A 22,243-nucleotide genomic window follows, 5' to 3' on the forward strand; every position below is an offset into this window, starting at 1 on the left:
GGAAGATGATTCCCGGACACAGCTCCGTCCACCCCGCCACTCGTTGCTCCTTCTCAAGAGGACTTCTTTCGCCGAGACATACATGGCCGGTCACGAAATCCCAGAACCCGCAGACCGCGAGCAGGTAGCCGATCCCCTGGCCGGCCTCCGAGCGGCGGAACAGACGCACGCCTCCTGCGATCCGGCCTTCCGGCACGGAGTGGTCGTCGGCTTCGACGGCTCGATGTCCAGCGAGCGCGCCCTCGCCTACGCCATCGGCATGGCCCGGCGCCTCGGCTCCGGCCTGATCATCGTCCATGTCGCCAACCGCCTCCCGACCACGGTCTGGGCGGGGTGCGAGCCCCCCGTCTTCGTGGACGTCCCCGACCACCGCACCGAGGTGCTCGGTCTCGAACTGGCCTGCGCGGACTACCTCACCGAGGTGCCGTGGATCCTGGTCGAGCGCGGCGGCGACATCTGCCACGAACTCGAAGAGGTCGGCGAGGAGTACTCCGCCGACGCGATCGTCGTCGGCTCCACGCACGGCCTCGTCGGCCGGATCTTCGGCTCCGTCGCGGGGCGGCTGGCCCGCCGTGCGCAGCGCCCCGTCGTCGTCATCCCCTGAGGGCGGGCGGGACTTCGGGGACCCGCGCGACGGCGCCGCGCGGCCCCGCACGCCGGGAAGGCGCGACCTGAAACCCTGAGAAGCCGTCAACTTCCTTGCCCGCAGGGTGAATTTACTCACGCGTAGAGGTGCGCCGCGCGCCGGTGAAGGGTACATAACGGCCGCTGGGACTCAGTACACCCGCACATCGTGAAGGGAGCCCGCCGTGGCCGACGACGTCTCTGCGGGAAGCGTCAATTCCACTTCGATTCTCGGCCATCCTGCCCTCGGACCCACCCTGTTCGCGGCCGGGCTGCGCGAACTCCGTACCACCGGTTAGGCCACGACCGGCCCCGAGGCCGAGGGCCGGTGCCCGGGCAAGCACCGGCCCCTTCGGAGAGCGCCCCCAGTGTGACGGGTGGCACGCGCTGGGGGCGCTCTCACGCCCGAACGGGTCGAACGGGCCGAACGGGCCGCCGCGCCGTGAGCGCGACGGCCCGCACCGCCCGTACTGCCTGTCCCGCTACTCGACCGTGACCGACTTCGCGAGGTTACGCGGCTTGTCGATGTCCCGGCCCAGCGCCAGCGCCGTGTGGTACGCCAGCAGCTGGAGCGGGATCCCCATCAGGATCGGGTCCAGCTCCGTCTCGTTCTTCGGCACCACGATCGTGTGGTCGGCCTTCTCCTGCTCCTGGTGCGCCACCGCCAGGATCGGGCCGCTGCGCGCCTTGATCTCCTCCAGCGCCGCCCGGTTCTTCTCCAGCAGATCGTCGTCCGGGACGATCGCGACCGTCGGCAGCGCCGGCTCGATCAGCGCCAGCGGGCCGTGCTTCAGCTCGGATGCCGGATACGCCTCGGCGTGGATGTACGAGATCTCCTTCAGCTTCAGCGACGCCTCCAGCGCCACCGGGTAGCCCCGTACCCGCCCGATGAACATCATCGAACTCGCCTGCGCGTACTCCGCCGCCAGCTTCTCGATCTCGTGCTCCGTCGCCAGGATCTCCGCGATCTGCTCGGGCAGCCTGCGCAGCCCCGCGATGATCCGCTTGCCGTCCGCCACGGACAGGTCGCGGATCCGGCCCAGGTGCAGCGCCAGCAGCGCGAACGAGACGACGGTGTTGGTGAAGCACTTGGTGGAGACGACACAGACCTCCGGGCCCGCGTGCACGTACACCCCGCCGTCGGTCTCCCGGGCGATCGCCGAGCCCACGACGTTGACGATCCCCAGCACCCGGGCGCCCTTGCGCTTCAGCTCCTGGACCGCCGCCAGCACGTCGTACGTCTCACCGGACTGCGACACCGCCACGTACAGCGTGTCGGGGTCCACGACCGGGTTGCGGTAGCGGAACTCCGAGGCCGGCTCGGCGTCGGCGGGGATCCGCGCCAGCTCCTCGATGAGCTGCGCCCCGATCAGACCCGCGTGGTACGACGTGCCGCAGCCGAGGATCTTGATCCGGCGCACCCCGCGCGCCTCGCGGGCGTCCAGGTTCAGCCCGCCCAGGTGCACGGTGGAGAACCGGTCGTCGATCCGGCCGCGCAGCACGCGGTCCACGGCGTCCGGCTGCTCCGAGATCTCCTTGTGCATGTACGTGTCGTGGCCGCCCATGTCGTACGACTCGGCCTCCCACTCCACGGTGGTCGGCGTCGCCGAGGTGGACGACCCCTCGGTGGTGTACGTACGGAAGTCGTCGGCCTTGAGGGTGGCCATCTCGCCGTCGTCCAGCGTCACGACCTGGCGGGTGTGCGAGACCAGCGCCGCCACGTCGGAGGCGACGAACATCTCCTTCTCGCCGATGCCCAGCACCACGGGGGAGCCGTTGCGGGCGACGACGATACGGTCCGGGAAGTCCGCGTGCATGACGGCGATGCCGTAGGTGCCCTCGACGAGCTGGAGCGCCTGGCGGACCTTCTCCTCCAGGGTGTCCGCCTGGGAGCGGGCGACGAGGTGGGTGACCACCTCGGTGTCGGTCTCCGAGAGGAAGACCACCCCGTCCGCCTCCAGCTTCCTGCGCAGCTCGGAGGCGTTGTCGATGATCCCGTTGTGGACGAGCGCGACCTTGCCCTCGGCGTCCATGTGCGGATGCGCGTTCTCGTCGCTCGGGGCGCCGTGCGTGGCCCACCGGGTGTGCGCGATCCCGCTGGTCCCGGCGAAGCGCTTGGGGACGCGGGACTCCAGCTCGCGGACGCGGCCCTTGGCCTTGACCATCTTCAGCACGGCGGCCTTGCCCGCGGCGGGCTTGCCGGTGATGACGATGCCGGCGGAGTCGTACCCCCGGTACTCCAGTCGCTGCAGGCCCTCCAGCAGCAGTGGTGCCACGTCACGCTTGCCGATGTATCCGACGATTCCGCACATACGGTCTTGCCCCTCCTGAGTTCTCACGGTGTGTGCCCGGACCCGGCCGCACCTGCCGGCCGGGCCGGCGGTAGCGGCGGTGTCAGCCGTAGACGATGCGGCGCAACTGCCGGAGCGAGAGCTCCGGGGGCGCCACCGCGCGGTGCGGCAGCTCGGCCGCGATCCGCTCGAAGATCTCCGCGTTGGCGGCGCCGCCGGACTGCAGTTCCCGGTGGCGGCGCCGGACGAACTCCTCGGTCGTCTCGTCGAAGTACGCCAGTACGTCGAGCACCACACGGGCGGCCTCACCGCGCTGGAGCGCGGTGCTGCGCACGAGATGGTCGATGAGGTCGTCGTACGACGGTCGGCGTTCGAGCACTCGTCGATATTGCGGGCGCACGGGGGTGTTTGCAAGAATCCTGCCCGGAATCGGGCAGGAACCTCTGAATATGAGAGCTGAATGAGGGAGACGCTCTGCGTCTCAGAGGCGCCCGAGGATGGCCTGCTTGGCGGTGGCGAACTCCTCGGCGGTGAGTATCCCCGACTGATGCAGCTCGCCCAGCTCCCGCAGGCGGCGCAGCAGGGCGTCATGATCGTCGGACCCGTGGCCCGGCCCGCCCGGCCCGCCCGCCGCGTCGGTCGTGTCGGTCGCGGAAGCAGCTCCGGGGGCCTGTACGGGGCCCGCTCCGGAGGCCCGTACGGGGATCTCCGCGGGCCCCGCGCCCGGAAGCCTGCCCTCCGGTGACGCCGCCGCCCTCGGATGCGGCAGCCGGGCCACCACCGCCGCGCCCACCAGCGCCATCAGCGGGTCCTTCCGGAACCCGTACAGATCGACGGCGTGCGGGTCGTGCTTGGCCGGGGTGGAGGTCGGCATCCGGGTCACCAGGAAGCGCAGATAGCCGTTCTCCAGCCCCCGGCTCGGCAGCCACTCCACCCCCTCCACATCGTCCAGGGGGAGCGTGCGGGGGCCGCCGGAGGACTTGGACTCCTCGGTCTTCCAGTTCCACTCCAGCCGGATCCGCTCCCCGTCGAAGGAGACGGTCGCGTCGCCCGCGCCCACCGTGATCGGCAGCGCGGGGCCCGGCAGCAGATAGCGGTCGATGGGGCCGGGGTCCACCTGGTCGAGGAGGAGCGCGTTGCGCACCTCGTCCACCAGGTACTCGGCCACCCCGAAACGGTCCTTCTCGACCGTCAGGCAGTACGGCTCGGAGCTGTCGCCCAGCCGGCCCCCGGTGATCTGGAGCAGCGGATCGGCGCCGTCCCGCAGCCGCAGCCGCAGCCGCCCGGACTTCCGCCCGGCCTCGAAGGAGATCCCGGCGAGCGCCTCCAGCGGCACGGCGATCTCGCCGAGTGTCCTGCGGAGCAGGCCCACGCCCTTGTCCTTGCCGGGCACGATACGGACCGTGCTCCCGTCGAAGGTCCAGGTGCCGTCCCGCTGGATGATTTCCGCCATGCGGGGATTCTTCCATCAGGCGCCTGCGGAACACGAGACGGAACGGCCGGCCCCGGCCCGCGAACAGACCGGCCCCGGCCCGCGCGACAGGGCCGGGGCCGGCCGCCGTCGCGCTATTTCGCGAACCGGGCCAGCGGGTTGGCCAGCGCCCCGACGAGCTGGAGCGCGCCCGCCGGATCCGTGAGGTCGACCATCTGCTCGTTGTCCCGGAGCTGGAGCCGGTTGAGGCAGGACAGCGCGAACTCCTCGTCGAACAGGTCGTACCGGGCGAATTTCTCCGCGAGCTGCGGCAGCGACGCCTGGTACCCCCGGACGCACTCCGCGACCGTACGCCAGAACGTCTCCTCGTCGGGCAGCACGCCGTCCGAGACGAGATCGGCGCTGAGGAAGCGGAAGAAGCAGTCGAAGACATCGGTGAAGACAGACAGGATCTTCATGTCCTCGGGGACGTCCGCGCGGATCCGCTCGACCGCGGGCGGCAGCACCGCGGCCGGGTCCATCACCGCGATCTCCTCGGCGATGTCCTTGAAGACCGCCCGCTGGACGACACCGTCCTCGATCACCAGGATGACGTTCTCGCCGTGCGGCATGAACACCAGGTCGTACGCGTAGAAGGAGTGCAGCACCGGCACGAGGTACGCGTCCAGGTAGCGGCGCAGCCACTCCGCCGGCGCCAGCCCCGACGCGGCGATCAGCGCGCCCGCGAAGGACGAGCCGTCCCGGTCGGTGTGGAGGAGGGACGCCATCGTGGCGAGCCGCTCCCCGCCCCGGAGCGAGGGCACGGGGCTCTCGCGCCAGAGCGCGGCCAGCATTTTCAGGTACGGGGAGCCCTTGGCGGTGGCAGCCTCGTACTGCCGGTGGCGGTAGCCGATCGCCGCGCGCTCGCGGATGATCGAGAAGCGGGCCGCGCGGAGGGTGGCGTCGCTCTCGATCAGACCGGCGAGCCAGTCGTTGATCGCGGGCGTGGCCTCCATGTACGCGGCGGAGAGGCCGCGCATGAAGCCCATGTTGAGGACGGACAGCGCGGTTTTGACGTAGTGCTTGGCCGGGTCGCTGGTGTTGAAGAAGGTACGGATCGACTGCTGGGCCAGATAGTCGTCCTCGCCCTCCCCGAGACAGACCAGATGGCGCCGGCCCAGCTCGGCGGCGAAGGTCACGGAGAGTTTGTTCCACCACTGCCAGGGGTGGACGGGGATCAGGAAGTAGCCGTCCGGGTCGAGCCCCTGGTCCCGCAGGATCCCGTCGAACCGCTCCCGCGTCCCGGCGGACAGCTCCGCGCCGATCAGGGCGGCGTAGTCGAGCCCGGCGCCCGCGGTGAAGGTGGCCCGGTCGCGGCGCGCGGCGAGCCAGACGAGCCGGACCGGGTTCGCGGTCTCGGGGGCGTATGCGCGGTACTCGTCCACGCCGAAGCCGAGCCGCCCGTTGTTGGCGACGAAGCAGGGGTGACCCTCGGTCATCCCCGTCTCGATCTCCTGGAAACCGGCGCCGGCCAGCTCCGCCGAGGTCACCGGCTTCTTGGTGAGTTTGTACGCCGTGCCCGCGAGCGTGGAGGAGATCTCCTCCAGATAGACCGGCAGGACGGCGGCGGAGAGCCCCAGCGTCTCGCGCAGCTCGATGAAGAAGTCGAGCGCGTCCAGCGGTACTTCGGCGTCGCCGCGGTGGCGCCGTACGGAGTCGGCGGGTATCCGCCAGTGGTCGAGGGCGAACCGGCGCGCGGTGAAGCGGTACTCGGTCGCGCCGTCGTCGCCGCGCACCCGGTAGCGGTCGCCGCCGAGGGACTCGGGCGTCAGGATGCGCTCGTGGGAGAACTCCGCGAGGGCTTTGCGGACGAGCAGCCGGCCGGCCTCCTCCCAGAGCTCCGGGGTGAGATGGGCGACGCTCTCTGTGATCTTCCCTGCGGCGTCGGTGCCGGCGGGTGCTTTCGGGCTGCTCATCGGGTCACTCCCTGTGCCTCTTGTGCCTCTTGTGTCCGTGCGGCGAGCGCGGCGTGGAACATCTCGCGGGTGCAGACGCTCAGATAGGCGTCCTTCTCCGGCTTCTCCAGTTTTCGCTCGATCCGGAAGCCGACCGCCTCGTTGAGGGCATGGACGGCGCTGTTGCGCACATCCGGCTCGACGACCACGCGCCGTACGGACGGGTCGTCGAAGAGCAGCGCCATCACCGTCGTGATCACCGCGCGGGTGAAGCCGTGCAGCCGCCGCGGTCCGTCGGCCGGGGCGACCAGGAAGTGCATCCCGACATCGCCGGTCTCGGCCTCGTACAGGCCCTTCAGCTCCACCTCGGCCGGGTCGTACCGCTCGATCAGGAAGGCGGGGACGCCGTTGTGCAGCCCGAGGAACGCGTCGTGGTTCGAGGCGGCGGCGATCCCCATGTACTCCCGCTCGACATCCGGCAGCGTGGCGCCCTGCATCAGCCAGAAGGCGGCCCTGGGATGGGTGATCCAGCGGTGCAGCAGCTCGACGTCGGCGAACGGGTCGACGGCCCGCACCTCGAAGAGGCCCAGCCGCTCGTCTGTACGGGAGAACAGGATCTCCGGCTCCGGTGCGCCCCCGGTCATCGGACGGTGCCTTCCGGCGCGGCGAACTCCTGGAACGCGATGGACTTCTCGACCGGGTAGTACGTCCGCCCCAGCATTTCGCCGATGATGTACGCGTTGCGGTACGGGCCCATGCCCAGGTCGGGCGAGGTGATGCTGTGCGTGTGCACGGCGGCGTTCTGGAGGAAGATCCCGCGCCCGGTCGTGTCGATGCTGTAGTTGCGGGCGACGTCGTAACGGCCGTGCCCGTCCCGCCTGATCCGGTCACCGACCGGCTCCAGGAAGGCGGGGGAGACGTACCGGTACCCGGTGGCGAGGACCAGCCCCTCGGTGGCGAGGGAGAAGTCCCGCTCCTGCTCCTCCTGGCGCAGCCCGAGCGTGTACGTACCGCCGCTGGCCGTCTCCTCGTACGAGGCCGAGGTCAGCGCGGTGTTGGCCATCAGCCGGGTCCGGACCGGGCCGTCGAGGTTCTTCCGGTAGAGCAGGTCGAAGATCTCGTTGATGAGCTCCGAGTCGATGCCCTTGAACAGCCCCTTCTGTCCCGACTCCAGCCGGTAGCGGGTGTCCTCCGGCAGCGCGTGGAAGTAGTCGATGTACTCCGGGGAGGTCATCTCCAGCGTCAGTTTGGTGTATTCGAGCGGGAAGAAGCGCGGTGACCGGGTGATCCAGTTGAGCTGGTAGCCGTGCGCGTCGATGTCGGAGAGCAGGTCGTAGTAGATCTCCGCGGCGCTCTGCCCGCTGCCGACGAGGGTGATGGACTCCTTCTTCTGGAGCTCCGCCTTCCCTTGCAGATAACGGGAGTTGTGCAGGAAGTCACCGCCGAGCCCCTGGCAGGACTCGGGGACGTACGGCGGGGTCCCGGTGCCGAGCACCAGGTGCCGGGCGCGGTACGTCTCGTCCGCGGTGCGGACCACGTACAGCTCGCTCTTCTCCTCGTACGCGACCGAGGTCACCGTCCGGTCGAAGCGCACGCTGGAGAGCCGGGCCGCGGCCCAGCGGCAGTAGTCGTTGTACTCGGTGCGCAGCGGGTAGAAGTTCTCGCGGATGTAGAACGAGTACAGCCGCCCGGACTCCTTGAGGTAGTTGAGGAAGGAGTACGGCGAGGTCGGGTCGGCCAGCGTGACCAGGTCCGACAGGAACGGCGTCTGGAGGTGGGCGCCTTCGAGGAACATCCCCGAGTGCCATTCGAAGTCGGGTTTCGACTCCAGGAAGACACCGTCGAGTTCGTCGATCGGCTCGGTCAGGCAGGCGAGTCCCAGGTTGAACGGGCCGAGCCCGATGCCGACGAAGTCGTAGGGCGCGCCGCGTTCAGGAAGCGTGGACAAGGTTCTCTCCCAGGTACTGCTCGGCGTGGCCGGAGATCAGATCGAGAACGGCGGCGATGTCGCGCACGGTGGTCTCGGGGTTGAGCAGGGTGAACTTCAGGTACTGACGGCCGTCCACGACCGTGCCGGCCACCACGGCCTCACCGGAGGCGAAGAGTGCTTTGCGGGCGTGGAGGTTGGCGCGGTCGATCTCGGTGGGGCTGGTGATGTGCTCGGGGATGTACCGGAAGACGAGCGTGGAGAGCTGGGGCGCCACGACCACGTCGTAGCGCGGGTCGGCGGCGAGGAGTTGCCAGCCCTCGGCGGCCAGGTCGCAGACCTCGTCGAAGAGCCGGCCGACGCCGTCCGCGCCCATGACGCGCAGGGTCATCCACAGTTTGAGGGCGTCGAAGCGACGCGTGGTCTGGAGGGACTTGTCGACCTGGTTGGGGATGCGCTCCTCGACCGTCCGGCGCGGGTTCAGATAGTCCGCGTGGTACGTGGCGTGGCGCAGGGTGGCCGCGTCCCGTACCAGCACGGCCGACGAACTCACCGGCTGGAAGAAGGACTTGTGGTAGTCGACGGTGACGGAGTCGGCGTGCTCGATGCCGTCCAGGAGCGCCCGCCGGGTGAGGGAGGCGAGCAGCCCGCAGCCGTACGCCGCGTCGACGTGCATCCAGGTGCCGTACTGCGCGCAGAGCGCGGCGATCTCCGGCAGCGGGTCGATGGAGCCGAAGTCGGTGGTGCCCGCGGTCGCGACGACGGCCATCGGGGTCAGCCCCTCGGCGCGGCACCGCGCCAGCTCGGCGGCGAGGGCGACGGTCCGCATGCGCCTGTCGCGGTCGCAGGGGATGGAGACCACGGCGTTCGGGCCGAGCCCGAGGAGGGTGGCCGACTTCTGCACGCTGAAGTGGCTGCACTCGGAGGCGAACACCCGTAGTTTCCCCGGGTCCTCGGCCTTGGCCTCCTCGCGGGCGAAGAGCAGCGCCTGGAGGTTGGACTGGGTGCCGCCGCTGGTGAAGACGCCGTCGGCGGAGGCGCCGAGCCCGATCCGCCGCGCGGTCCAGTCGATGAGCCGGCGCTCGATGAGGGTGCCGCCCGCGCTCTGGTCCCAGGTGTCCAGGGAGGAGTTGACGGCGGAGAGCACGGCCTCGCCGAGCACGGCGGGTATCACGACCGGGCAGTTGAGGTGCGCGAGATAGCGCGGGTGGTGGAAGTAGACGGCGTCCCGCAGATAGACGCTCTCCAGCTCGTCGAGCGCGGCCGAGGCGTCGCCGAGGGGCTGGTCGAGATCGACCGCGGCGACCACCGGGGCCAGCGCGTCGGGGGTGATGCCGGTGAACGGCCGCTCCGTTGTGGCGAGTCGGTTCGCCACCCGCTCGACTCCCTCGGTCACGGAGCGCCGGTAGCGGTCCGCCGTCGCGCCATTGAGCAGGTGCGCACGCATGCTGGGGTCCTCCCGGACGTGGGGATGTGGGGACGTGGGGTGTGGGGACGTGGGGGTGTGGGGGTGAGGCTTGATCGGGTGGAGTTAGGTTAGCCTAACCTAAATTTATTTTTCCATCCCGCACAGAAGTGGCCCTCGTCGCATCCCGTACGGTGTCGCTTCCTGTGCGCCGGGCGTCGCTCCCTGCCTGGGCGTCGCTCCCTACGCGGACTCCGTCGCCGCCTCGCGCAACTGCTCCTCGCTCAGCCCGAGCCGCCAGTAGCCGACGAAGGTCACCCGGCGCCGGTCGATGCCCCGCTCCCGTACGAGATGGCGGCGCAGCTCCTTGACCGTGCCCGACTCGCCGGCGATCCAGGCGTACGGGGCGCTCCCGCGCGAGGTGTGGGCGCGCATGGCCGCCAGGGCCGGCGGGGCGCCCTCCTCCCGTACCAGCCAGGTGATCCGGGCGTCGGCGGCGGTGGGCAGCGGCTGCCGGTCACCGGAGTGCGGCACCTCGATCCAGACGTCCGCCTTCAGGTCCGCGGGCAGCCACTCCAGGATCGCGGAGGCCGCGGGCAGCGCCGTCTCGTCGGCCCAGATCAGTACGGAGTCGGCGTCGGCCGGCGGCCGGAACCGCACCGCCGTGTTGTCCGCCACGGCCGGCCCCAGCATCAGCACCCGGTCGCCCGGGGACGCCTGGCCCGCCCAGCGGCACGCGGGGCCGCCGTCCGGGTGCAGCGCGAAGTCGATGTCGACCTCGTCCGGGGCGCGGCGCTGCTCCCGCAGGGTGTACGAGCGCATCACGGCCCGTACGTCGTCGGGCAGCGCCCGCCAGGCGGCCCACCAGCCCTCGCCCTTCTCGACCGGCACGACGGGCTCGGGCCGGCCCGGCTGCGGGAGGAAGAGGGAGAGGCTCTGGTCGCGGCCCCCGGCGGCGCACTGGGCGAGGTCGCCGAGGTCGTCGCCGGGCCGCCCGGTGAAGGTGACGCGGAGCAGGGACGGGCTGAGCCGCCGCGTCCGTACGACCTGGAGGGAGAAGAAGCGGAACGGGGCGGTCTCGGCCGTCTGCATAAGGCTGTGCTTCCCTGGGGGCTCGGTGCGGCCGGTCACGGCCGGTGGCTCATCCCAAGAAAGGTTAGCCTAACCTCACTAGGTTGCCCCGGGGTGGCTCCGGGCCACGCCCACGGAAAGACAGGAAGGCTCAGCCGGGCAGCCCCAACTCCCGTGCGATGAGCATCCGCTGGACCTCGCTGGTCCCCTCGCCGATCTCCAGGATCTTGGAGTCGCGCCACATCCGGGCCACCGGATACTCGTTCATGAAGCCGTAGCCGCCGTGGATCTGCGTCGCGTCACGGGCGTTGTCCACGGCCACCGTCGACGAGTACAGCTTCGCGATCGCCGCCTCCTTCTTGAACGGCTCCCCCTGCGTGAGCCGCGAGGCCGCGTCGCGCCAGCCGATCCGCGCCATGTGCGCCCGCGTCTCCATGTCCGCGATCTTGAACTGGATCGCCTGGTTGGCGCCGATCGGCCGCCCGAAGGCGTGCCGCTCCCGCGCGTACGTCACCGACTCGTCCACACACCCCTGGGCGAGCCCCGTGGCCAGCGCGGAGATCGCGATCCTGCCCTCGTCCAGGATCCGCAGGAACTGCGCGTATCCGCGGCCCTCCTCGCCGAGCAGATTGGCCAGCGGGACGCGGACGTCGGAGAAGGACAGCTCGCGGGTGTCCGACGCGTTCCACCCGACCTTCGAATACGGGGCGGCGACCGTGAAACCGGGGGTGCCGGAGGGGACGATGATCGACGAGATCTCCGGACGCCCGTCGTCCTTGCGGCCGGTGACGGCGGTGACGGTCACCAGGCCCGTGATGTCCGTCCCCGAGTTGGTGATGAAGCACTTGGTGCCGTTGATCACCCACGCGTCGCCGTCGCGCACCGCCGTGGTGCGCGTACCGCCCGCGTCCGAGCCGCAGTCGGGCTCGGTCAGCCCGAACGCGCCCAGCGTCTCGCCCGAGCAGAGCCGGGGCAGCCACTCGCGCTTCTGGTCCTCCGTCCCGAACCGGTACACGGGCATGGCGCCCAGCGAGACCCCCGCCTCCAGGGTGATGGCCACGGAGGAGTCGACCCGCGCCAACTCCTCCAGGGCGATCCCGAGCGCCAGATAGTCGCCGCCCATGCCGCCGTACTCCTCCGGGAACGGCAGCCCGAACAGCCCCATCCGCCCCATCTCGCGGACGATCTCGTACGGGAACTCGTGCCGCTCGTAGAAGTCACCGATCTTGGGCGCGACGACCTCGCGGGCGAACTCCTCCACCGTGCGGCGCAGTTGCTCGTGCTCGGCGGAGAGGCGGTGGTCCAGGGACATCGGGTCACTCCTTGGGGGACGGGGCCGCGGGGGACTGGGCCGGGGGCTGCGCCGGGGCGGACAGCGCGCGGACGGTACGGGAGGGGCTGGGGCGGCCCAGCTCGCCGGCCAGCCAGACGCTGGTGGCGGTGAGCCGGCCGAGGTCGACCCCGGTCTCCACCCCGAGGCCGTCGAGCATCCACACGAGGTCCTCGGTCGCGAGATTCCCGGTGGCGCTCCGGGCGAACGGGCAGCCGCCCAGACCGCCCGCCGACGCGTCCACCGTCGTCACGCCGTGCTGGAGCGCGGCCAGGGTGTTGGCGAGCGCCTGGCCGTACGTGTCGTGGAAATGCACGCCGAGCGCGCTCGTGGGCACCCCCTCCTCGTTCAGCTCGGCGAGCAGCGCCTGGACATGGCCGGGGGTGGCGACCCCGATCGTGTCGCCGAGGCTCAGCTCGTCGCAGCCCAGGTCCATGAGCGCCTTGGCGACGGTGACCACCTGATGGACCGGGACCGGCCCCTCCCACGGGTCGCCGAAGCACATGGAGAGATAGCCGCGCACTCGCATCCGCTCGTCGCGGGCACGGGCCACGACCGGCGCGAACATGTCGAGCGACTCGGCCACGCTCCGGTTGAGGTTGGCCCGGGCAAAGGACTCGGTGGCGCTGCCGAACACGGCGACCTGGCGGGCGCCGAGGGCCAGCGCCCGGTCCAGACCGCGCCCGTTCGGCACCAGGACCGGGAGCGCCACCTCGCCCTGGAGATCCGCCACCAGCGGGAAAAGCGCCTCGGCGTCCGCCAGTTGGGGCACCCACTTCGGGTGGACGAAGCTGGTGGCCTCGATGGTGGTCAGCCCCGCGTGCGCGAGCCGGTGGATGAACTCGGCCTTCACCTCGGTCGGCACGACGGCCTTCTCGTTCTGGAGCCCGTCCCGCGCGCCCACTTCGTGGATACGCACCCGGGGCGGCAACCCCTGCGCGGGAACGGCCATGGGCAGCCCGTCGGTCATGACTCCTCCTGCGCGCCCTGTGCGCCGGCCGCCGGCACCCCGGCGGCCTCCTGCTCCTGGAACGGCCCGGCCGGGGGCTGGGCCGGGGCATCGGCCGGTGTCCCGGACGGGGTGATGACCGCCAGCACCTGGTCCATGGCGACCGTCGACCCCGGGACGACATCCAGCTCGGCGACCGTGCCGTCGTGCGGGGCGGCGATGACGTGTTCCATCTTCATCGCCTCCACCACCAGCAGGCTCTGCCCCGCCACGACCGTGTCCCCGACGCCCGCCTTCACGACGGTGACGGTCCCCGGCATCGGCGCCGTCAGCGCGTCCACGCCGCTCCCCGCCGCCGCGCCCCGCAGCGCCGCCTCGACCGGGTCGAAGTCCTGGACGTGCCAGCTGTCGCCGTCCCTGCCGAGCCAGTGCCCCGCCCGGTGGAAGGTGTGCGTCACGCCGTCCACGGTGACGGTGACAAGCCCCGGCTCCACCCGGAAGACGTCCGAGGGCCGCACTTCCTGAGTAACGGGTTCACGTCCCGCCACGCACAGCATGTGGCGCCCGGGGACCGGCTCACCGCCCAGCCGCCAGCCGCTCGGCACGGAGAAGGGGTCCACCCACCCGGTGGCCGGGTCACCCGCCGGTGCCAGCTCGGCCTGACGGACGGCCGCCGCCGCCGCGTACACCTCCGGCGGGACCCCGTCGGGCACCAGGCAGTCCATCTCGCGCTCCACCAGCCCGGTGTCCAGCTCGCCCGCGACCACCGCCGGATGGGCCAGCAGCCGGCGCAGGAACCCGGCGTTCGTCGGGACGCCGAGTGTGACCGTGTCCGCGAGGGCCGCCCGCAGCATCCGCAGCGCCGAGGCGCGGTCCGGGCCGTGGGCGACCACCTTCGACAGCATCGGGTCGTACGTACTGCCGACCTCCGTGCCGACCGCCAGGCCCGAGTCCGTCCGTACCCCGCCGCCCCCCGGTTCGCGCAGCGCCAGCACCGTGCCCCCGGAGGGCAGGAAGCCCCGGCTGCCTTCTCTCACGGAGACCGTCTCCGCGCAGATCCGGGCCTCCACCGCGTGCCCGGTGAGGGTGATGTCCTCCTGCGCGAAGGGCAGTTCCTCCCCGGCTGCCACCCGGAGCTGCCACTCCACCAGGTCGAGACCGGTGATCAGCTCCGTGACCGGATGCTCGACCTGGAGACGGGTGTTCATCTCCATGAAGAAGTACGACGCGGGATCGTCGCCCGGGACGATGAACTCGACCGTCCCCGCCCCCGTGTAGCCGCACGAGCGCGCCGCCCGGACCGCCGCCTCGCCCATCGCCGCCCGCGTCGCCGCGTCCAGCAGGACGGATGGCGCCTCCTCGATCACCTTCTGGTGGCGGCGCTGGAGCGAGCACTCGCGCTCGCCGAGATGCACCACGTTCCCGTGCGTATCGGCGAGGACCTGGATCTCGATGTGGCGCGGCCGGTCCACCCACCGCTCCAGCAGCAGCGTGTCGTCCCCGAAGGAGGAGCGCGCCTCGCGCCGGGCCGCCGCGATCTCCTCCGCGAGTACCGCCTCCGCGCGCACCAGCCGCATGCCCTTGCCGCCGCCGCCCGCCGACGGCTTCAGCAGCACCGGCAGCCCGATCCGGGCCGCCGCCCCGGCCAGTTCCGCGTCGGTCAGCCCGCTGCCCGAGGAGCCAGGCACCACCAGTACGCCCGCCGCCCCCACGGTCTCCTTGGCGCGGATCTTGTCGCCCATCAGCTCGATCGCCCTGGCGGGCGGCCCGATGAAGACCAGCCCCGCCGCATCGCAGGCCCGCGCGAACCCGGCGTTCTCCGAGAGGAAGCCGTACCCCGGGTGGACCGCCTGCGCCCCCGTACGCGCCGCCGCGTCGAGCAGCCGGTCGGCGCGGAGATAGCTCTCCGACGCCGCCGCGGGACCGATCCGTACCGCCGTGTCCGCCTCGCGCACATGGCGGGCGTCCGCGTCCGCGTCGCTGAAGACCGCGACCGAGCGCACGCCGAGCGCACGCAGCGTACGGATGACGCGGACCGCGATCTCGCCGCGATTGGCCACCAGGACCGTGTCGAACATTCGCGCTTCCACCCTCACCATCCCACCCTCACCATCGCGCTCTCACATCCGGAAGACGCCGAAGCCCGCTTCACCCAGCGGGGCGTTGGCACACGCGGTCAGGGCGAGCCCCACCACCTGCCGGGTCTCCAGCGGGTCGATCACGCCGTCGTCCCACAGGCGGGCCGTCGCGTAATAGGCGTTGCCCTGGCTCTCGTACTGCGCGCGGATCGGGTCCTTGAACGCCTCCTCGTCCTCGGCGCCCCACTCCTCGCCCCTCGCCTCCAACTGGTCCCGCTTGACGGTCGCGAGGACGGAGGCGGCCTGCTCGCCGCCCATCACGGAGATCTTGGCGTTCGGCCACATCCACAGGAAGCGGGGGGAGTAGGCCCGGCCGCACATCGAGTAGTTGCCCGCCCCGTACGACCCGCCGACCACGACCGTCAGCTTCGGCACCCGCGCGCACGCCACCGCCGTGACCATCTTCGCGCCGTGCTTGGCGATCCCGCCCGCCTCGTAGTCCCGGCCGACCATGAAGCCGGAGATGTTCTGGAGGAAGAGCAGCGGGATCCCGCGCTGGTCGCACAGCTCGATGAAGTGCGCGCCCTTCTGGGCCGACTCGGAGAACAGGATGCCGTTGTTGGCGACGATCCCCACCGGATGGCCGTGGATGTGCGCGAACCCCGTCACCAGCGTCGTGCCGAACTCGGCCTTGAACTCGGCGAACCGCGAGCCGTCGACCACCCGCGCGATCACCTCCCGCACGTCGTAGGGCGTACGGGAGTCCACCGGCACCGCGCCGTACAGCCCGGCCGGATCCACCGCGGGCTCCTCGGCCGGCTCGACCGGCCAGGGGAGCGCCCCGCGCGCGGGCAGGGTCGAGACGATGGTGCGGACGATCCGCAGCGCGTGCGCGTCGTCCTCCGCGAGGTGGTCCGTCACCCCCGACGTACGGGAGTGGACCTCGCCGCCGCCCAGCTCCTCGGCCGTGACCACCTCGCCCGTCGCCGCCTTCACCAGCGGCGGCCCGCCCAGGAAGATCGTGCCCTGCCCGCGCACGATCACCGCCTCGTCGCTCATCGCCGGGACATAGGCCCCGCCCGCCGTGCAGGAGCCGAGGACGGCGGCGATCTGCGGGATACCGGCGCCCGACATCCGCGCCTGGTTGTAGAAGATCCGCCCGAAGTGGTCCCGGTCCGGGAAGACCTCGTCCTGGAGCGGAAGGAAGGCGCCGCCCGAGTCGACGAGATACAGGCACGGCAGCCGGTTCTCCAGGGCCACCTCCTGGGCGCGCAGATGCTTCTTCACCGTCATGGGGTAGTACGTGCCGCCCTTGACCGTCGCGTCATTGGCGACGATCACGACCTCACGGCCGCTGACCCGGCCGATCCCGGCGATCACCCCGGCGGCCGGGGCGGCCCCTCCGTACATCCCCTCGGCCGCCAGCGGCGCCAGCTCCAGGAAGGGCGACCCGGGGTCGAGGAGCGTGTCCACCCGGTCGCGCGGCAGCAGCTTCCCGCGCGCGGTGTGCCGGGCGCGGGCCTTCTCACCGCCGCCCAGCCGGGCCGCGCCGAGCCGGGCGCGCAGCGCGTCGGCCAGCGCGCCGTGCGCCACCTCGTTGGCCTTCCACGCCGCCGATGCCGGGTCGGCGGAGCTGGTCAGCACGGGGGCGCGCTGCGCGGTCACCCGCCGTGTCCCCTGCCTCGTCGGCTGCAGCATCGCTGGTAGCTCCCTCGCTCCGGCCCGCATGTGTCCGCCTGCATGTGTCCGCGCGCGTGTGTCCGCACGCCTGTACCTGCCCTGATGTACCTGCCCGGGCGTTAGCGAGCGTTAACCTCGCCGACTCCAGGTTAACGATCGCTAACGACCCTGTCTAGAATGATTTCTCATGAGCACCCGGACCGCCGCCCCGACCCGCCGCGAACAGATCCTCAAGCAGGCCGCGCGCCTCTTCGCCGAGCGCGGCTTCCACGGCGTGGGCGTCGACGAGATAGGGGCGGCCGTCGGCATCAGCGGGCCGGGGCTGTACCGCCACTTCGCGGGCAAGGACGCGATGCTCGCCGAGCTGCTGGTCGGCATCAGCGGCCGGCTGCTGGACGGCGGGAGGCTGCGGGTCCGCGAGGCGGACGAGGCAGCGGGGGCGATGGGGGCCGTGGAGGCCCCCGGTGTCACCAGGGTCACGGAGGTCACCGGCGCCCCTGGTGCCCCAGGGGCCGCCGGGGTCACCGGAATGGGCCGGGACTCGGCCGCGCTGCTGGCCTCGCTGATCGACGGGCACATCGACTTCGCCCTGGACGACCGCGCGCTGATCACCCTGCACGACCGCGAGCTGGACCGGCTCAGGGACAGCGACCGCAAGCTGGTGCGTCAGCTCCAGCGGCAGTACGTGGAGCTGTGGGTCACGGTCGTACGGGAGCTGTACCCGCACGTACCGGAGGCGCAGGCGCGCGGCGCCGTGCACGCCGTGTTCGGGCTGCTCAACTCGACGCCGCACCTCGGCTCGTACGGCGGCAGCCTGCCGGGCCGCGCCAAGACGGAGGCCCTGCTGCGCCGCCTGGCCCACGGCGCCTTCGCCGCACTGGGCGAGGAAGGCGCCGACGGCGCCGGAGGCTTCGGAACTGCGGCGGGTTCCGCGAGCACGAGCGATCCCGCGAGCACGGACGGCTCCGGAAGCGCGTACGGCTCCGGAAGCGCCGAGGACCCGGTGCCGCGGTTCAGGCGGTCCTGAGCCCCGACAGCTCCCTGGCCAGGGTCTCCACCGGCTGGAACGTCATCCCGAGCAGCGCCACGTGCTTCCAGTGCAGCGAGCCGTCCGGTGCGACCAGGAACACCGACCGGCGCACCCCGATCCCCGGCGCGGCCACCCCGAACGCCTTCGCGACCGCCCGGTCGGTGTCGGCGAGCAGCGGAATCCGCAGGTCGTGCTTGCGCGCGAACGCCTCGTGGCTGTCGACGTCCTGCGGGCTGATGCCCCAGACCTCGGCGCCCAGATCCGTGAACGTCTCCAGGCCGCTGGAGTACGAGCAGAGCTGCTTGGTGCAGACGGTGGTGTCGTCCCCGGGATAGAAGGCGATGACCAGCGGGTGCCCCTGCCGTTCTTCGAGCCGGTACTCCCGCCGTACGAAGGTGTCGCCGTCGAGTACACCGCCCGGCAGGGTGAAGGGCGCCACGGGACGGCCGAGATCGGGTGAAGTTGCCACTGGACACTCCCGGTTGAGGTGAAACGGAGTAACGGAGGTACGCACAGTGGACCACTCCCCGGCGGGCATCCGGCACCGGGGTCCCGCCGGATCGCCCGGGGCGCCCCGGGCGATCCGGGCCCGGATCCGTCCCGGCGTGCGGGACACCCGGCGCGCCACGCGGGTCGGACGGCACAATGGGCCCATGCCGATACCCAGTCGCCCCGCCCTCGTCGACCACCTCGTCCGTACGCGTATCGCGGGCGATGTCGCCACGCCCCGCGACAACAACCTCTCCCACTACCGCAAGCTCGCCAACGGTGACCGCCACTACTGGCTGGGCCTGGAGCTGGGTGACCGCTGGACCGACGAGCAGGACGTGCTCGCCGTGATGGCCGAGCGCTGCGGCGTGAACGACGACCCCGGGCACCGTGCCGGCCAGGACACCATCGACCCCGAGCTGACCGTCGACGCCCTGGAGCGGATGGCCGCGCGGCTGCGCAAGGCCGCCGACGCCAAGGAGCGCGTGCTCTTCGCGACCGGTCACCCGGGTGGCCTGCTGGACGTGCACCGGCAGACCGCCGACGCGCTGCGGGCCGCCGGCTGCGAGATCGTACGGATCCCCGGCGGGCTGACGGCCGACGAGGGCATGGTCTTCCAGTTCGCGGACGTCGCGGTGCTGGAGCGCGGCGCCACCCTGTGGCACACGCACTCCCCGGAGCCGATGCGGGCGATCCTGGACGGCCTGGAGCGGGACGGCAGACCGCAGCCCGATCTGGTCGTCGCCGACCACGGCTGGGCGGGCTGCGCGGGCCAGCGCGGCCTCGACTCCATGGGGTACGCGGACTGCAACGACCCCGCGCTCTTCCTCGGCGAGGCGGAGGGCACGCTCTCTGTGACGGTCCCGCTGGACGACCATGTCACGGACCCGCGCTTCTACGACCCGATGACGGCCTACCTGCTCAACGAAGCGGGGCTGCTCTGACAGCCCCGCTCCGGGAGAGGGCCCGGCTCCGGAGCCCCGTCGACCGGAGCCCCGCCGACCGGGCCGGCTAGAGCCCCATCGACTTGGCGATGATCGTCTTCATGACCTCGCTGGTGCCGCCGTAGATCCGGTTGACGCGGTTGTCCGCGTACAGCCGGGCGATCGGGTACTCGTTCATGTAGCCGTACCCGCCGTGGAGCTGGAGGCACTTGTCGATCACGCGGTGGGCGACCTCGGTGGTGAAGAGCTTCACCGAGGCGGCCTCGGCCGCGGACAGCTCGCCCAGGTCGTGCGCCTCCAGCGCGCGGTCCACGACGGCCTCCGCGGCGTCCACCTCCGCCTTGCAGGCGGCCAGCTCGAACTTGGTGTTCTGGAACGACGCCACGCTCTTGCCGAAGATCGTACGGTCCAGCACGTACGCCTGCGCGAACCGGACGGCGGCCGCGGCCTGCGCGTACGCGCCGATCGCGATGCCCAGGCGCTCCTGCGGCAGATTCTGTCCGAGGTACGAGAAGCCCTGGTTCTCCTCGCCGAGCAGGTCCCCGACCGGCACCTTCACGTCGGTGAAGGACAGTTCGGCGGTGTCGGAGGTCTTCAGGCCCAGCTTGTCGAGCTTGCGGCCGACCGCGTACCCCTCCGACTTCGTGTCCACGACCAGCAGCGAGATCCCGAACCGCCGGTCGTCGGGCTTCGGCGCGGCGGTCCGCGCGCAGACGATGACACGGTCCGCGTGGACGCCGCCGGTGATGAACGTCTTGGCGCCGTTGAGGACGTAGTGCGTGCCGTCCTCGGAGAGCTTGGCGGTGGTCTTCATCCCGGCCAGGTCGGACCCGGTGCCCGGCTCGGTCATGGCGATCGCGTACATCGCCCGGCCGCTCACGAAGTCGGGCAGCCACTGCTTCTTCTGCTCGTCGGTGGCGTACGCCTTCAGATACGGCAGACAGAGCGCGACATGGACGCCGGAACCGCCGAAGGAGACCCCGGCGCGGGCGCACTCCTCCGTGATGACGGCCTGGAACTTGAAGGACTCCTCGCCGGCCCCGCCGTACTCCTCGGGCACCTCGATCCCGAAGATGCCCAGCTCACCGAGGGTGTAGTAGAAGTCGCGGGGGGCCTGCCCCGCCGCGTACCACTCGTCGTACACCGGCACGACCTCGGCCTCGACGAAGGCGCGTATGGTCTCCCGGAACGCCTCGTGGTCCTCGTTGTAAACGGTACGGCGCACGGGATGGCCCTCCTCTGCGGCTGAACCGCCGCCGCTCTCGCGTAGCTGGATGCCCGCCATCGGGGTTGCTCGATCGGCGGCTGCGGTCAACGGATCTAAGCGGTTGCTCAGTTCCAAGTTACCCGGGGGTTCGTTCGGGTGTCCAGGGGTTGCGGATGGCGTGGACCGGTCACGCGGTGGCCCGCAGGTGCTCCCGTGCCCACTCCTCGAAGGTCGGGATGCCGAGGGCCCGCGCGAACTCCGGGCGGGCCGGCTGGCCGACCACGTTCAGGAACTCATGCCCGGCGCCCATCAAGGGCATCCCGGCGGCGGTCGCCTCCTCCTCGGTCATGTCGGGCGCGGTCAGCTCCGTGCCCAGGGTGCGGGAGAGGACCGCCGCGACCTGCGTCATCGTCAGGTGGTCGCTCGCCAGTTCCAGCTCGACCCCGCCGAACCGCTCCGGCTCGGCGACGGCGGCGGCCGTCGCCCTGCCGATGTCGCCGACCGCGACGAGCGACAGGCGCGTCCCGGGCTTCACGAGGCTCACCAGGCCGCCCTCGACGCCGCGCGGGAACAGGAACGCCTGGGAAGGGAGGAAGTTGTCCATGAAGAAGCCCGGCTTGACGAGCGTCCAGTGCGCGAAGCCCGCCTCCCGCACCCGGTCCTGGAGCCCGGCCTTGACCGCGTAGTACGGCTCCATCGGCGCCCAGCGGCCCTCGGCCCAGCCGGGAGCCTCCGTGTGCTGCCCGGCACCGGATACGGACGTGTGCACGAACTGCGGTACGCCGGCGGCCTTCGCGCCCTCGATCAGGTTGACGCCCTGGGCCAGCTCGCCCTCGAAGCCGCGCCCGGCCAGATCGGGCATCTGTACGGAGAAGACGGCGCGCGCCCCCTCGGCGGCCCGGGTCACGGAGGCGCGGTCGTCGAGGTCGCCGGTGACCAGCTCGGCCCCGAGCGCCTCGACGGCCTTCGCCCGGTCGGTACCGGGGTCGCGGACCAGCGCCCGGACGGGGACGCCCGCCGCGAGCAGGGCACGGGCGGTGGCGCCGCCCTGCCGGCCGGTGGCGCCGGTGACCAGGACGGGGGCGGGGTGCGTGGACATGGCGGCTCCTACGGGCAGTGCGCGACCAGCGCGCGACGGTAGGCGGACACTAAATGGCGGGCCCCGCCGTTTCTCTTTCGGTAAGATACGGAGGCCCCCGCCACTTAGCAACACCCGCTCGGTGGATCCCCACCAGGCGAATCCGGAGATGACGCCATGCCCGTCCAGCGCGCGGACGCCCGGCGCAATTACGCGCGGATCCTCGCCGTGGCCGAGTCGGAGGTCGCCGAGCACGGCGCCGACGCCTCCCTGGAGCAGATCGCGCGCGTCGCCGGGCTCGGCTCCGCCACCGTGCGCCGGCACTTCCCGAACCGGCGCGCACTCCTGGACGCGGTCTTCCACGAACGGCTCGAAGCCCTGTGCGACCGCGCCCGCGACCTGGCCGACACCCCCGACCCCCGGTCCGCGCTCCTGGAGTGGCTGCGCGCGGTCACCGCGTACGCCGCATCGGCCCGGGGGCTCGCCGTAGCCCTGACCCCGGACGCGCCGGTCACCGCCGACCAGGCGCACGTGAACGCCTGCGCGGCCCTGTTCACCGAGGCGGCGGCCCCCCTGCTGCGCCGCGCCGCACAGGACGGCGCGGTGACACCGGACGTGACCGTCACCGACCTGGTCACCCTGATCGCCGGCATCGTCTGGGCCACGGAACACCACCAGGACCCCGCCGCCGAGGCGGACCGGCTCCTCGGCCTGACGGTCGCGGGGCTCAGCCCGCAGAGGTGAGAGGGGTCGCGACGCCGCTTGCTCCCGGAT

19 protein-coding genes are annotated in these 22,243 nt (G+C 71.6%); 4 read left to right on the forward strand and 15 right to left on the reverse strand.

The genetic code is table 11. The features are described from left to right. Positions 1-82: 82 nt before the first annotated feature. Positions 83-604 carry a universal stress protein gene (locus ACFTZC_RS07090; protein WP_365813160.1) on the forward strand — a complete coding sequence of 174 codons (522 nt, stop codon included), beginning with the start codon at positions 83-85 and terminating at the stop codon, positions 602-604. A 502-nt stretch (positions 605-1,106) separates the two neighbouring features. Here ACFTZC_RS07090 and glmS read toward each other — a convergent pair. The 12 genes from glmS to ACFTZC_RS07150 form a co-directional block, all read right to left on the reverse strand. Next, on the reverse strand, positions 1,107-2,936 hold the full coding sequence (gene glmS, locus ACFTZC_RS07095; RefSeq protein WP_382887590.1) for a glutamine--fructose-6-phosphate transaminase (isomerizing): 1,830 nt from the start codon (positions 2,934-2,936) through the stop codon (positions 1,107-1,109). 82 nt (positions 2,937-3,018) lie between these two features. Next, positions 3,019-3,294 carry a hypothetical protein gene (locus ACFTZC_RS07100; RefSeq protein ID WP_329826955.1) on the reverse strand — a complete coding sequence of 92 codons (276 nt, stop codon included), beginning with the start codon at positions 3,292-3,294 and terminating at the stop codon, positions 3,019-3,021. Between the two features lie 102 nt (positions 3,295-3,396). Then, the gene (locus tag ACFTZC_RS07105; protein ID WP_382887593.1) at positions 3,397-4,368 is read right to left on the reverse strand and encodes a DUF4429 domain-containing protein; all 972 of its coding nucleotides are present in this window, start codon (positions 4,366-4,368) and stop codon (positions 3,397-3,399) included. 113 nt (positions 4,369-4,481) lie between these two features. Then, positions 4,482-6,302, reverse strand: a complete 1,821-nt coding sequence (locus tag ACFTZC_RS07110; RefSeq protein WP_382887595.1) for an IucA/IucC family protein — start codon at positions 6,300-6,302, stop codon at positions 4,482-4,484. Continuing rightward, complete coding sequence (locus ACFTZC_RS07115; protein ID WP_382887597.1) at positions 6,299-6,925, reverse strand: GNAT family N-acetyltransferase; 627 nt, start codon at positions 6,923-6,925, stop codon at positions 6,299-6,301. The genes ACFTZC_RS07110 and ACFTZC_RS07115 overlap by 4 nt, the downstream gene beginning before the upstream one ends. Beyond that, positions 6,922-8,229 (reverse strand): lysine N(6)-hydroxylase/L-ornithine N(5)-oxygenase family protein, encoded by a 1,308-nt coding sequence (locus ACFTZC_RS07120; protein WP_382887599.1) that lies wholly within the window; start codon positions 8,227-8,229, stop codon positions 6,922-6,924. Before ACFTZC_RS07120 ends, ACFTZC_RS07115 begins: the two co-directional genes overlap by 4 nt. Beyond that, the gene (locus ACFTZC_RS07125) at positions 8,213-9,655 is read right to left on the reverse strand and encodes a pyridoxal phosphate-dependent decarboxylase family protein (RefSeq protein ID WP_382887601.1); all 1,443 of its coding nucleotides are present in this window, start codon (positions 9,653-9,655) and stop codon (positions 8,213-8,215) included. The genes ACFTZC_RS07120 and ACFTZC_RS07125 overlap by 17 nt, the downstream gene beginning before the upstream one ends. A 201-nt stretch (positions 9,656-9,856) precedes the next feature. Beyond that, complete coding sequence (locus ACFTZC_RS07130) at positions 9,857-10,705, reverse strand: siderophore-interacting protein (RefSeq protein WP_382887603.1); 849 nt, start codon at positions 10,703-10,705, stop codon at positions 9,857-9,859. Between the two features lie 130 nt (positions 10,706-10,835). Continuing rightward, positions 10,836-11,996 carry an acyl-CoA dehydrogenase family protein gene (locus ACFTZC_RS07135; protein ID WP_382887605.1) on the reverse strand — a complete coding sequence of 387 codons (1,161 nt, stop codon included), beginning with the start codon at positions 11,994-11,996 and terminating at the stop codon, positions 10,836-10,838. Positions 11,997-12,000: 4 nt separating this feature from the next. Further along, positions 12,001-12,984: a hydroxymethylglutaryl-CoA lyase gene (locus ACFTZC_RS07140; protein ID WP_382887607.1), complete on the reverse strand. Its 984-nt coding sequence runs from the start codon at positions 12,982-12,984 to the stop codon at positions 12,001-12,003. Further along, the gene (locus ACFTZC_RS07145; protein WP_382887609.1) at positions 12,981-15,041 is read right to left on the reverse strand and encodes a biotin carboxylase N-terminal domain-containing protein; all 2,061 of its coding nucleotides are present in this window, start codon (positions 15,039-15,041) and stop codon (positions 12,981-12,983) included. Before ACFTZC_RS07145 ends, ACFTZC_RS07140 begins: the two co-directional genes overlap by 4 nt. A gap of 42 nt (positions 15,042-15,083) precedes the next feature. Further along, positions 15,084-16,739 (reverse strand): carboxyl transferase domain-containing protein, encoded by a 1,656-nt coding sequence (locus ACFTZC_RS07150; RefSeq protein ID WP_382887611.1) that lies wholly within the window; start codon positions 16,737-16,739, stop codon positions 15,084-15,086. Positions 16,740-16,908: 169 nt separating this feature from the next. Here ACFTZC_RS07150 and ACFTZC_RS07155 point away from each other — a divergent pair, with 169 nt between their 5' ends. Beyond that, positions 16,909-17,748, forward strand: coding sequence for a TetR/AcrR family transcriptional regulator (locus tag ACFTZC_RS07155; RefSeq protein WP_382887613.1), 840 nt, complete (start codon positions 16,909-16,911; stop codon positions 17,746-17,748). On the opposite strand, the gene ACFTZC_RS07160 is transcribed toward ACFTZC_RS07155, so the two are convergent. After that, positions 17,735-18,220, reverse strand: a complete 486-nt coding sequence (locus ACFTZC_RS07160; RefSeq protein ID WP_382887615.1) for a peroxiredoxin — start codon at positions 18,218-18,220, stop codon at positions 17,735-17,737. The two genes, ACFTZC_RS07155 and ACFTZC_RS07160, sit on opposite strands and share 14 nt — an antisense overlap. Positions 18,221-18,404: 184 nt before the next feature. Between ACFTZC_RS07160 and ACFTZC_RS07165 the strand changes: the two genes are divergently transcribed. Then, a complete protein-coding gene (locus ACFTZC_RS07165; protein WP_382887617.1) occupies positions 18,405-19,184 on the forward strand; it encodes a phosphatase in 780 nt (259 codons plus the stop codon). Positions 19,185-19,251: 67 nt separating this feature from the next. Here the strand turns inward: ACFTZC_RS07165 and ACFTZC_RS07170 are convergent, their stop codons facing one another. Together ACFTZC_RS07170 and ACFTZC_RS07175 are read right to left on the reverse strand one after the other, a co-directional pair. Beyond that, positions 19,252-20,409 carry an acyl-CoA dehydrogenase family protein gene (locus tag ACFTZC_RS07170; RefSeq protein ID WP_382887619.1) on the reverse strand — a complete coding sequence of 386 codons (1,158 nt, stop codon included), beginning with the start codon at positions 20,407-20,409 and terminating at the stop codon, positions 19,252-19,254. A gap of 169 nt (positions 20,410-20,578) precedes the next feature. Then, positions 20,579-21,490 carry an NmrA/HSCARG family protein gene (locus tag ACFTZC_RS07175; RefSeq protein ID WP_382887621.1) on the reverse strand — a complete coding sequence of 304 codons (912 nt, stop codon included), beginning with the start codon at positions 21,488-21,490 and terminating at the stop codon, positions 20,579-20,581. Between the two features lie 156 nt (positions 21,491-21,646). Between ACFTZC_RS07175 and ACFTZC_RS07180 the strand changes: the two genes are divergently transcribed. Then, positions 21,647-22,213 carry a TetR/AcrR family transcriptional regulator gene (locus ACFTZC_RS07180; RefSeq protein WP_382887623.1) on the forward strand — a complete coding sequence of 189 codons (567 nt, stop codon included), beginning with the start codon at positions 21,647-21,649 and terminating at the stop codon, positions 22,211-22,213. The last annotated feature ends 30 nt before the right edge of the window (positions 22,214-22,243 follow it).

It is taken from the genome of Streptomyces sp. NPDC056987, from assembly GCF_042673865.1.
Classification (GTDB): Bacteria; Actinomycetota; Actinomycetes; order Streptomycetales; family Streptomycetaceae; genus Streptomyces.

What these genes read in the sequence shown, in the direction of transcription:
- ACFTZC_RS07090 (WP_365813160.1), top strand. Translation starts at nt 83, where the DNA reads ATGGCCGGTCACGAAATCCCAGAACCCGCAGACCGCGAGCAGGTAGCC.
- glmS (WP_382887590.1), bottom strand. Translation starts at nt 2,936, where the DNA reads ATGTGCGGAATCGTCGGATACATCGGCAAGCGTGACGTGGCACCACTG.
- ACFTZC_RS07105 (WP_382887593.1), bottom strand. Translation starts at nt 4,368, where the DNA reads ATGGCGGAAATCATCCAGCGGGACGGCACCTGGACCTTCGACGGGAGC.
- ACFTZC_RS07110 (WP_382887595.1), bottom strand. Translation starts at nt 6,302, where the DNA reads ATGAGCAGCCCGAAAGCACCCGCCGGCACCGACGCCGCAGGGAAGATC.
- ACFTZC_RS07115 (WP_382887597.1), bottom strand. Translation starts at nt 6,925, where the DNA reads ATGACCGGGGGCGCACCGGAGCCGGAGATCCTGTTCTCCCGTACAGAC.
- ACFTZC_RS07125 (WP_382887601.1), bottom strand. Translation starts at nt 9,655, where the DNA reads ATGCGTGCGCACCTGCTCAATGGCGCGACGGCGGACCGCTACCGGCGC.
- ACFTZC_RS07130 (WP_382887603.1), bottom strand. Translation starts at nt 10,705, where the DNA reads ATGCAGACGGCCGAGACCGCCCCGTTCCGCTTCTTCTCCCTCCAGGTC.
- ACFTZC_RS07135 (WP_382887605.1), bottom strand. Translation starts at nt 11,996, where the DNA reads ATGTCCCTGGACCACCGCCTCTCCGCCGAGCACGAGCAACTGCGCCGC.
- ACFTZC_RS07140 (WP_382887607.1), bottom strand. Translation starts at nt 12,984, where the DNA reads ATGACCGACGGGCTGCCCATGGCCGTTCCCGCGCAGGGGTTGCCGCCC.
- ACFTZC_RS07145 (WP_382887609.1), bottom strand. Translation starts at nt 15,041, where the DNA reads ATGTTCGACACGGTCCTGGTGGCCAATCGCGGCGAGATCGCGGTCCGC.
- ACFTZC_RS07150 (WP_382887611.1), bottom strand. Translation starts at nt 16,739, where the DNA reads ATGCTGCAGCCGACGAGGCAGGGGACACGGCGGGTGACCGCGCAGCGC.
- ACFTZC_RS07155 (WP_382887613.1), top strand. Translation starts at nt 16,909, where the DNA reads ATGAGCACCCGGACCGCCGCCCCGACCCGCCGCGAACAGATCCTCAAG.
- ACFTZC_RS07165 (WP_382887617.1), top strand. Translation starts at nt 18,405, where the DNA reads ATGCCGATACCCAGTCGCCCCGCCCTCGTCGACCACCTCGTCCGTACG.
- ACFTZC_RS07175 (WP_382887621.1), bottom strand. Translation starts at nt 21,490, where the DNA reads ATGTCCACGCACCCCGCCCCCGTCCTGGTCACCGGCGCCACCGGCCGG.
- ACFTZC_RS07180 (WP_382887623.1), top strand. Translation starts at nt 21,647, where the DNA reads ATGCCCGTCCAGCGCGCGGACGCCCGGCGCAATTACGCGCGGATCCTC.